The sequence below is a fragment of the Syntrophales bacterium genome, from assembly GCA_030655775.1.
In the GTDB taxonomy this organism is placed as follows: domain Bacteria; phylum Desulfobacterota; class Syntrophia; order Syntrophales; family JADFWA01; genus JAUSPI01.
In genome coordinates, this window is the sequence record JAUSPI010000215.1 from 1 (window position 1) to 10312 (window position 10312).

The 10312-nt window shown below is 45.4% G+C and carries 12 protein-coding genes and 1 pseudogene; 7 read left to right on the plus strand and 6 right to left on the minus strand.

Annotated features, from left to right (window positions below):
- Window positions 1-267: 267 nt before the first annotated feature.
- From Q7J27_11665 to Q7J27_11685, 5 genes are all read right to left on the minus strand, one after another.
- A complete protein-coding gene (locus Q7J27_11665; protein ID MDO9529796.1) occupies window positions 268-591 on the minus strand; it encodes a type II toxin-antitoxin system PemK/MazF family toxin in 324 nt (107 codons plus the stop codon).
- Window positions 585-839 carry an AbrB/MazE/SpoVT family DNA-binding domain-containing protein gene (locus tag Q7J27_11670; protein MDO9529797.1) on the minus strand — a complete coding sequence of 85 codons (255 nt, stop codon included), beginning with the start codon at window positions 837-839 and terminating at the stop codon, window positions 585-587. Before Q7J27_11670 ends, Q7J27_11665 begins: the two co-directional genes overlap by 7 nt.
- Window positions 840-1152: 313 nt before the next feature.
- Complete coding sequence (locus tag Q7J27_11675) at window positions 1153-1344, minus strand: hypothetical protein (GenBank protein MDO9529798.1); 192 nt, start codon at window positions 1342-1344, stop codon at window positions 1153-1155.
- 137 nt (window positions 1345-1481) lie between these two features.
- Window positions 1482-2051 carry a hypothetical protein gene (locus Q7J27_11680; GenBank protein MDO9529799.1) on the minus strand — a complete coding sequence of 190 codons (570 nt, stop codon included), beginning with the start codon at window positions 2049-2051 and terminating at the stop codon, window positions 1482-1484.
- A gap of 466 nt (window positions 2052-2517) precedes the next feature.
- The gene (locus Q7J27_11685; protein MDO9529800.1) at window positions 2518-2688 is read right to left on the minus strand and encodes a type II toxin-antitoxin system HicA family toxin; all 171 of its coding nucleotides are present in this window, start codon (window positions 2686-2688) and stop codon (window positions 2518-2520) included.
- A gap of 541 nt (window positions 2689-3229) precedes the next feature.
- On the opposite strand from Q7J27_11685, the gene Q7J27_11690 reads away from it, so the two are divergent.
- From Q7J27_11690 to Q7J27_11720, 7 genes and pseudogenes are all read left to right on the plus strand, one after another.
- Window positions 3230-4192 (plus strand): glycosidase, encoded by a 963-nt coding sequence (locus Q7J27_11690; protein MDO9529801.1) that lies wholly within the window; start codon window positions 3230-3232, stop codon window positions 4190-4192.
- Window positions 4193-4828 (plus strand): hypothetical protein, encoded by a 636-nt coding sequence (locus tag Q7J27_11695; GenBank protein ID MDO9529802.1) that lies wholly within the window; start codon window positions 4193-4195, stop codon window positions 4826-4828.
- A 20-nt stretch (window positions 4829-4848) separates the two neighbouring features.
- Complete coding sequence (locus Q7J27_11700) at window positions 4849-5991, plus strand: glycosyltransferase family 4 protein (protein MDO9529803.1); 1143 nt, start codon at window positions 4849-4851, stop codon at window positions 5989-5991.
- Window positions 5992-5994: 3 nt separating this feature from the next.
- Window positions 5995-7176, plus strand: a complete 1182-nt coding sequence (locus Q7J27_11705) for a glycoside hydrolase 100 family protein (GenBank protein MDO9529804.1) — start codon at window positions 5995-5997, stop codon at window positions 7174-7176.
- 461 nt (window positions 7177-7637) lie between these two features.
- Window positions 7638-7769, plus strand: a pseudogene (locus Q7J27_11710) (Fic/DOC family N-terminal domain-containing protein).
- A complete protein-coding gene (locus Q7J27_11715; protein ID MDO9529805.1) occupies window positions 7758-8387 on the plus strand; it encodes a Fic family protein in 630 nt (209 codons plus the stop codon). The pseudogene Q7J27_11710 and the gene Q7J27_11715 overlap by 12 nt, the downstream one beginning before the upstream one ends.
- A 104-nt stretch (window positions 8388-8491) precedes the next feature.
- Window positions 8492-9961, plus strand: coding sequence for a glycoside hydrolase family 130 protein (locus Q7J27_11720; protein MDO9529806.1), 1470 nt, complete (start codon window positions 8492-8494; stop codon window positions 9959-9961).
- A gap of 58 nt (window positions 9962-10019) precedes the next feature.
- Here the strand turns inward: Q7J27_11720 and Q7J27_11725 are convergent.
- Window positions 10020-10312, minus strand: a 293-nt coding sequence (locus Q7J27_11725; GenBank protein ID MDO9529807.1) for a glycosyltransferase, incomplete at its 5' end; no start/stop codon positions are given.

The window sequence follows — 10312 nt, forward strand, 5'->3', positions numbered from 1 at the left end:
CCCAACATAGCCTTCGAACTCGAAAAACTGTAAAAACACCCCCTGATTTTGTAGACACACGCCTGTTTTTTAATACCGGTGTATATGTATGTTATTGCACACTATCTGACGATTCGTTTACTTACTGATCCCAAACCCAAGTCAGATGCTAAAGCAAGTGAGATCCTGAAACCAGTTCAGGATGACAAATGACACATTTAGAGACTTTTTACGAAACTGTCTTTTTTGCCTATTCACAAAGGTGCGGCTCATATGGGTTGGGCAGCTTTAAAATGCAAATAGCCGTTGCAAGACAGAAATAACCTCCAACTGGGTTTTTGAATCAATAGAACCAAGCTTTTTTGTGAGTCTTGTTTTATCTATTGTTCGAATCTGATCCAGGACGATTTGCCCTTTTTTCCTTTTAAATTTGCATGACACTCGTGTGGGATAATCCTTGCCGGCTGTGGTCATAGGGGCAACAATGACGGTACGGATATGTCTGTTCATTTCATCAGGAGAAATAATTAAACAGGGTCTGCTCTTCTGAATTTCAGATCCGACTGCGGGATCAAGATTTATCAGATATACATCAAATCGATTGACTACCATTGCCATTCTTCTTCATCCCAGGAATGTGAGATTTTTTCGGTTTCGTGTATCGGCATGTCATCGTCATTTTCGGCCATCGTTTTAAAAGCAAGGTTCCAACCAGCTCTCGGATTTGAAAGAGGGCGAATAATGATTTGATTTTTATCTACTTCAAGCTCAACGTCCTCAGTAATTCCTGTCTGTTCAAGTATAGGTTTGGGAATACGGACGCCTTGGGAATTGCCGATTTTTATAACGCGTGCTCTCATGTTTACCTCCTTGGCCCAACAGGTATGCACATTGTAATTACATCGGTGCGGAATGTCAAGGATTTATTAAAAGGCCAATTTATGGCTTAAAATTGACGCTGTAAGGCTAATATCAGGCGGTTTTTGCTATATTATTCTCTTTATTCCAGTTAGTTAGCTCGGTCCGACCCTATTTAACTATAGGTGGTTCCTGGCTATAATCCCTTTTTTGACTATGAAAACAATCATATAGGCCGAAAATCGGACCTCGTTTTCTTCCTATTGTCAATCATTATAGGTTGTTAGCTTGGCCCGACCCTCTGCTCCCCCCTTTTCAAATTGCCACTTCCAATATCTGGAAAGGTTTTGCATCGGGAACTAAACCTTTATGAATATCATTATAGATTTCTATTAAATTCCCTCTCAATTCCTCCAAGGTTTTCCCTTGACTTTCGTAGTCCGGGTATTCTTGTATATGCCCAACAAACCAGCCTTTTTCCTCTTTGTAGACAATATTTATTTTCATAAATTCCTCCTTGTCATAATTTACATTTCTTGGGTCGTCGCTGGAGCTGTCCTAAAAGGGGTAAAGGGGGTCAGGCAGACATGGGGACGTCCCCCCTTGCCACGCGAGCCGTCTCACACCAGCGTGTTGTTAAGTGTTCAAGGCCATTGTTTCTTTAGAGAACTCAAAATATTTGAGATTACCATTTTAGTCTCATGCGCGTATTTATCTATAAGCCCCCCCAGATAAACCTCTGGGTGGCTGGTTTCACTTCCGCTTTCCCATTTTTCATACATAACTGACGAGTAATCACCGAAACCTCTTCCCATAAAGGACCGAATCAACGGGGAGGCCTTAGTGCGGTCTTTTTTCGCTGGATGACCAGCGCAAATATTTCTTAGATTACGGAGAGATTGCCAGTGTTGTTTGTTTCTAGTATCAAGCTTAGATCCTGTTACTGCTTCGTATAATTCACATAATGCGTCTTGTTGAATAATGATGGCCTGCATGATGCCCCAAAACTCGATATATGCTATATACGGGTCATTTGAAAACCCTTTTTTCCGGTGTGCAATTAAGCTTTCAGTCGTATCTTGCAAGAGGTACATACTTGTGTAGTATGCAGCATATCTTTCCTCCTGCTCATCAGAAAAGAAAAACTTTCCACAGGCATCACTGTGATGGAAGTGATCATAAATCTGTTCTCTCCTTTCTATGATATTTTCCATTTCCACTCCTTGTTTGATTTATGAGGGCTATCTATTGCTTATCAGTCCGATTTGCCCTGATAAGTTGATATTGGATGTATTTTTTAGCAAGTTTGCCCTTTACTTAGTATCAATCTTTAGGGGACTAAATAGGGCCGTGTCTTCAACTGTGAATTTCAGAGGTAACTCAAATGTGAAGCTCCCCGCCCACAGGGCGGTGCGCTTCCCGGCAAGGAATTTGTTTGTTTTATATTGCGCCCCTTACCCCGCCTACAATGCGTGGCTTGCGGGTGCGCTCCCGGTCGCGGCAGATTCCGGAGAGTATTCTTAGTAGGTCAACGAATATGTATGAGGTGAGTTTGTCGTAGCGTCCGTATGGAAAAGTAATCAAATCCCCCCTCTTATTGCCTTTCCGTACGATATATAATTTGAAAAATCAAGTGATATTAAATAATTTGCAATAGTCAATGCCTGACCCATCACTCCCCTAATTCTTGGGTTCATGGTGATGGTGTGGTTTGTTACCATGAATAGGAACAGATATACGGGCCGGATTTCCTTCTTTCATATAAACATGATGGCTACCTCTGACCCTCCTGAGAACCCATCCTTTTTTATCAAGTAATCGGGTTAATTCTTTTCCGGAAAGACTCTTCACACAGCAATCTCCAAAACCTTAGATTTATCGGTCTTTGGGCCATCCTCAAACACCTGGACATCTGGCTCGTCCGGTCAAGGCCGCCGCCGAAAATACACGCCCCGCCGACATTGCTTGAATCCGAATCTGCTGATCATCGTCCTCATCCACATCAAGACACCTACATCTACGCTGACCCCAACTACTCATGTGATGCATACATCCAGTCATAGCGCGTTGATATTTTAATGCGTGCAGGAGAGGTCTGTCAAAATTGTGCTCAAAATGGCCTTTATGACGGGTGAGCAGACCAAAAAGCAAGCCGATTTCTCAAAAGGATGGACACTGCGATACAGCCCTTTCTCAGTCATCGGCGCCGCACCCCACATATGGGGGTCAATATTTCCTTGACATACAAGAGCGTTATTTCTATACTTTCTCCCATCAGAAGCAATGTCTTATCAAAGGTGTTTTTCACTTCTTAGAGCATTTTTAATACCAGTTCATCGGGATTGCCTTTATAATATGTCGTCCCGATTTATTCGGGGGCTATTTACAGTAATTGAAAGGACCAGCAGATATGCATACAGGAAATGAACTGTTTCAGAGGTATCGCGATAACCCGATTCTTTCAGTTAAAGACTGGCCTTACAGGGCGAATTCTGTTTTTAATGCCGCCGCGGCACAGGTCAACGGCGAAACGATGTTATTGGCACGGGTTGAAGATTATAGGGGTCTTTCGCACCTGACCGCGGCAAGAAGCGTCAATGGAATCGACAATTGGCGGATAGATAGTCAGCCGACCTTAATGCCTGACCCTGAGAATTATCCCGAAGAAATCTGGGGCATAGAAGACCCGCGAATAACCTGGCTTGAGGAAATAAATAAATGGGTACTGTGCTATACTTCGTACTCAAAGGGCGGCTCTCTCGTATCTTTGGCAACCACTGAGGACTTCAGAACCTTTGAGCGCCTGGGCCCGGTTATGCCGCCCGAAGATAAAGATGCTGCCATTTTTCCCGTCAGATTCAACGGCTGCTGGGCTATGCTGCACAGACCTGTGTCCAGGTCGGCTTTATTCGGCGCCAATATCTGGTTATCTTTTTCACCTGATCTCAGACACTGGGGCCAGCATCAGGAAATAATACGGGCAAGAGAAGGCGGATGGTGGGATGCGAACAAAATCGGTCTTTGTGCACCGCCTATGCTGACAGAGGCCGGATGGCTCGTTCTTTATCACGGCGTGAGAGTAACCGCTTCCGGCTCAATTTATCGACTGGGACTTGCCCTCCTGGATACACAAAACCCTGCCAGAATTCTCTGCCGTACAGATGAATGGATTTTCGGTCCGAAGGCTCATTACGAACGCGAAGGCGACGTGGATGATGTTGTATTTCCGTGCGGCTGGATTAAAAAGAACGGTAAGATTTTTATATACTATGGCGCCGCCGATTCGAGTCTCTGTCTGGCCACCGCGGATTTTCAGGAATTAATTGATTTTGTTCTTAGTTGCCCAACCGATTAGATGACACAAATGAAAAATTCCGATACTGCGGCTTATATAAACGAAACCAGCAATTGTGCTGTTATTGTAGCCCATCCCGATGATGAAACTCTCTGGGCTGGCGGCCTGATGTTGATGCACCCGCAGGCCAGATGGACTGTTGTAACAATTTGCAGAAAAAGCGACCCGGATCGCGCACCGAAATTTTTCAGAGCGATTGCGGAATTCAATGCCTCTGGTTCTATGGGCGACCTTGATGACGGACCCGAACAGAAGCCTTTACACAACGCTTTGGTTCAAAATACAATAATGGAGTTGTTGCCTTCGGACAGGTATGACCTTATTATTACACACAGCGGCACCGGCGAATATACCCGGCACCTCAGGCACGAGGAAACTGCACAGGCTGTCCTGAAGCTGTGGAAATCCGATAAATTGCGGGCCGGTCAGCTCTGGTCGTTCGCCTACGAAGACGGCGGCAAAAAATATTTACCGCGTCCCGAACAGAATGCAGATTTGAAAATTAAACTGCCCGGTGATATTTGGCAGAGAAAATATGATATAATCACAGAAATTTATGGTTTTGGCCAGGAAAGTTTCGAAGCCCGGACAACTCCGGAACAGGAGGCGTTCCGGCAATTCAAAACCGTGTATTGAAGCTATGGAAAGGAATGAAAATGAAAGTATTGGCTTTATATGACTATCCTTCAGGTACAGGCGGCCTTGCCACTCAGGGAGCTTTGCTGTATCGCGGTCTGCAGGAGCTCGGCGTAGAAGTCTTTCCCGTGAATTTTGAATCCGCACAGGAAAAGGAATGGTATTACAGGTGGTTCAAGCCCGATATCGTCATCGGAGTCGGATATTGGGGACACACTCCGCAACTGGTTCTGCATGCCCAGCGATATGGTGTTCAGCCCGTTCCCTGGCTTGTTGCCGATGGCTATATCGCAAACTATCAGGAAATACTTGAATCGCTTCCGCTGATTCTGGTAACCTCGCGATGGGTGAAAAAAATGTATATGCGCGACGGCCTCAGCGGCGATAACATAGAAGTATTGCCCGTTGGATGCGATACTGATTCCTTTATTCACAGAGACAAAACAGACCCCAAAGTCGCCGAAGTCCGCCAGGCTCTTGGAGTCGCCGATGACCAGCTTATGATTTTGACCGTCGGCGGAGATGCCACTTCAAAGGGTGCTCAGGAAGTTATGCAGGCTCTCGCCATCAATGACACAAAAGCTCCCGACTGGAAATATGTATGCAAGGTTTGGCCGCAGCCGAGGACGAAAGCACAAAACCTTATCGACCTTCAACTGGCTACCCAGCTTGGTATCGAGAAGAATGTGGTATATACAACCGGCATTATCTCACGCAATTTTATGCCCTACCTGATAAATGCCTGTGATATTTACGCTGCCCCGTCCCACCTTGAAGGTTTCGGGATGGTTCAGGTCGAGGCCAATTCATCGGGAAAACCTGTCATTGGCACCAAAGCGATGGGAATGCTTGACACTATGGTACATGGAGAGACCGCGTTACTGGCCTCTATTGCGCAGGAAGTGCGAATAAGGGAAACGATTATGGGAGATGAATCAGGCCACGAACCCGGCCATAAAGTGGTTTTCAAAAGTCCCAGAACAATTGACTACCGGGCCAGTGTACACGACATCGCCAATTACCTTATGGATTTAATGACAAACAAGGAATTAAGGGAAAAGATGGGCAAAGCCGGAAGAAAACGTGCCGTCGAGTTATTCGATTACCGTGTAGTAGCCAGAAAATTCATCGAGATTGTCGGCAGACGACTGGGAATTTCATAATATATGGAAAAGAAAAATGCTGAACTGATAGCAAAGGCAAAACAGGCCGCGTTGGACGTCTTGCTGCACAACAATCACGGTCCGTATCACGGCCTGCCGAGAACTGCCGGCTGGGGCTATCCGGAGCCTTATACAAGAGATTTGATGATTAGCTCTCTCGGAATCCTTGCCACAAAAAACAAAAAGTTGATTAAATCCCTTAGAAATACGCTCGAAAAACTCGCAAAAAATCAATCCGCGTTAGGCCATATTTCTTCTCTGGTTCACGACCCTCAGGATAGAGGCTCAAGTGATTGTACGCCGTTATTCCTGATTGGCGTCGGTCTATGGCGGAAGGAAATGAATGAGCCGGACTTTCTCGCCGAAGCGACTCAGAATTCACTTACCTGGATGAAGTATCGTAGTACTGCCGACCGTATTATGGTCTCTCAACTGCCCACAAGCGACTGGCGCGACGAGCAGTGGGTTCTCGGATATGGGCTGTATGTGAACGCTTTAGTTTATATCTATCTTCGGCTGCTTGGCCTGGGCGAACGGGCGCTGGAGGTTAAGGAAGCTATGGAGAGATTCACTGTCAAAGACGACAGGCAAAATCGCCACGTTCACGAGGGATTGGTTTTAAGGTCTAAGCCTTATTATGCGCTATGGTCATACAAAATATATCGCAGCGAACGTTTTGATTTGCTGGGCAACAGTCTGGCCATTCTATCCGGAATCGCCAAGCCCTCAAGAGCCGCAAAGCTAATCGCCTGGATAGAAGCGGAATGTAAAGCTATGAGGCAAAAAGACGAGCTTGCTGTTGATTTACCTCCGAATTTCTTTCCCTACATCAGGGAGGGGGACCCTGACTGGCTGCCGCGTTACAAAAAGTACAATCAGCCTGGCGAGTACCACAATGGCGGAATCTGGCCTTTCGTTTGCGGCTTTTATATCGCCGCTCTGGTCGCAGCCGGAAAGTTTGTTCTTGCGGGGGAAAAACTGCTCGCCCTGACAGAGCTTGTCAAAAAGCCCAGAGAGGCACAGGTGGAATTTGGTTTTAATGAATGGCATCGTGCTCAGGACGGCACACCACAGGGACAGGATTGGCAAAGCTGGTCTGCGGCAATGTATCTTTATGCCGCCGAGTGCGTGGAACAAAAGAAAGCCCTGTTCTTTGAGGATATTATCCATCCGCCTTCTCCGTGAAAATAGCGGAAATTTACTCAAACTTATAATAATTCAGGTTAATTCAAGCCGATAGCCGATAATGGCATCAGAATTGCTGCTATTGTCTTCGTTAAAAACAATCCTAAAAGTCGTCTCATTGTTCTTTTCGGAAAGTGGTTCGATGATTTCATTATCCAGCTCTTGGTGCGCACGCCCTTAAGCCTATATTCTGATAATTTAATCCGTACCACTATTATTATTTTGGTAATATATGAAAATAATATTATTGCTTATTATTTATGTATTACAATATTGTTCATGAAAAAGCCGTCAGGAAAATTTATCAAATGCGTAGGATATGAGTCGTTTATGCCAGGCTCGCTGCTACCGGAAATAAACTGGACACCCCAATTGATAAGGTCATTATCAGACGCTGACCGTCTTATTGGTCAGCTCTCCGGAGAAGGAAAACAGCTGCCCAATCCCCATCTGCTGATGAGGCTGTTTTATCAAGTCGAATTGAGGGCACGCAGGCAACTTTGGGTGAACTGTTGGCTAATGATGCCGGAGCATCGGTCAACCGAAGCCCAGATGTCCTGAAAGAGATAGGCAATTATGTAATGGCTTTGGAGCATGGAATAAAACGGCTGGAATCCTTGCCCCTTTCCCTGAGATTAATATGTGAAGTTCATGAAAAACTGATGGAGGGCGTACGAGGCGATTTTGCAACTCCCGGACAATTCCGCGAAAGCCAGGACTGGATTGGACCAGCCGGATGTACCCTTCAAAACGCCACCTATATCCCACCTTCTCCTGATATGCTTATAGATTGTCCGGGTGAATGGGAAACATTCCTGCACAACCCCAATGTACCTCCTCTGGTTCAGGCAAGATTACTTCATTGTCAGTTTGAAGCCATTCATCCTTTTCTTGACGGCAATGGGCGGGTAGGCAGACTGCTAATTATTCTTTTTCTTATTGAGCGAAAAGTCCTTGCAGCACCGCTGTTATACTTAAGTGCTTTCTTTGAAGCAACTCGAAGTGAATATTACGATAGGTTATTAGCGGTAAGTCAAAATAGCGAATGGAATCTATGGTTAGAATATTTTCTTAACGGTATTGCAAGGATGTCAGAAGATGCCCTAAGTCGAGCAGAAAGAATCAATTTGCTTATCCAGAACTGGCGAGAAAAATTGCCGGCCAAAAATCAAAAATATCAAAACAATGTCTTGTCCAATGCCAAGAGCTGAACCCATTTCTTCACGCTTCTTTATTAAATTACTATTTTCCTTTTGACTTTTGAAGGTTGTCTGTGGCAGATTAGCTGCGTGTCTGTTTTTGGAGGGAAATTACAATGGCCTTAACCGTAAAAAGATTGCCAAATAAGTTTTATCCCGATTCCACAAGGGTCATTTCCAGATTTTATATGCCTGGTCCTGAGGATAGGGCAAGAAGTATAATCAAGCGAATATTGGACTTCTCCAACCAGGAGGTGGGTTCAGCTCTTAGTGAGGTGCTGTCGGATTTTTCAAAGCGGCATCGTAATATCTCAAAAGTTTTTGAGAAAAATTTTGATACCGTAAAATACGTCCTGGCATCGGACCCTGGCACATCCCCGGACACATTGTCTCTTGAAAGAAAATTACTGATTGGTTCCTACTTCACATCGGAATACGCCATCGAGGCTGCCGCTTTTTTTAATCCTTCTATAGTCGAAGACCCGAATCAGGGGAATCTGCAAGAAGGACAGAAACGCGTCATTGTAAGTTTTCGGGCCATCGGGGAGGGGCATATTTCATCCATCGTATTCAGAGGCGGTACCATTACCCGGGATAATGAGCTGATTTTCGGGCCGGCCGGAAGGTTCGTTGATTTACCGGAAACCGTAAAGCGCCATGTATATGATAAAAAACATTTTTTGGAAAAATTACGCGAGATGCATGTCCAGAAGGATATCATCGGCATTGTTATGGACAACCTGGGAGATGAATTTATCTACCGTGAATTGCAGGAAAGTATTGACGAAATCAGCAAAAAGATAAAACTAAGCTACAGTAAGAAAAAGGTTATAGATTCAGTGATCTGGCTGGCCAGTTCCCATTACGAAATAAGCTTTTCGCTGGACACCGACATATCGGAACGGGTTATTTTCCCGGTCTCCACCCATGAAAGCAATGGTATTGAAGATGCGCGATTTGTAAGATTTACCAATGGTGACGGCAGTGTCACCTATTTTGCGACATACACTGCGTATGACGGATATACCATCTTGCCGAAGTCCATCGAAACAAAAGATTTCTATCATTTCAAGATATCCCCGATCTACGGTAAATACACCCAAAACAAAAATCTGGCCCTGTTTCCGAGAAAAATTAAGGGTAAATACGCCATGATCTCCCGCTCCGACGGGGTAAATAATTACATCATGTTTTCCAATGATATCCATTTCTGGCACCATGCGCAGAAAATACAGGAACCCCGATATCCCTGGGAATTTATTCAACTGGGCAATTGCGGCTCCCCCATTAAGACCGAAAAAGGCTGGTTGCTGATCACCCACGGAGTGGGACCGATGAGAAAGTACTGTCTGGGGGCCGTGCTGCTTGATCTGCAGGACCCTTCCAGAATTATCGGTCAACTCCGGGAACCTCTGTTAGCGCCGAATGAGGAAGAGAGAGAAGGCTATGTTCCGAATGTCGTCTATTCCTGCGGATCACTTATTCATAACGGTGAGCTGATCATACCGTACGGGATGTCCGATTACGCCTCGGGCTTCGCCACGGTACGGGTGGATGAACTTTTAAAAAAATTGTTGAATCATTGAGGATGTTGGTATCTGTTTCTGAAAATTACAGGCTTTAGCAATGGGTTGCCAAGCGCCATCAGCAGGCTTTACCCACTATTTTACGGTAAACTTCAATATAATCATCGGCCATTTTTCCCTGACTGAAATTCTTTTCGGCCCACCTCCGGCAGTATTTACGGTCAATCTGCCTTACGTCTTTTAAGACGGATACGGCTTCATCCACGGTGTCAACCAGAAACCCGGTCTTCCCCTGGACGATCAGCTCCGGCATGGAGCCCTTGTTGAAGGCAACCACCGGCGTTCCGCAAAGCATCGATTCAGCCACGCTTAAGCCAAAGGGTTCGGCGAAATTGATGGGATGGAGCAAGG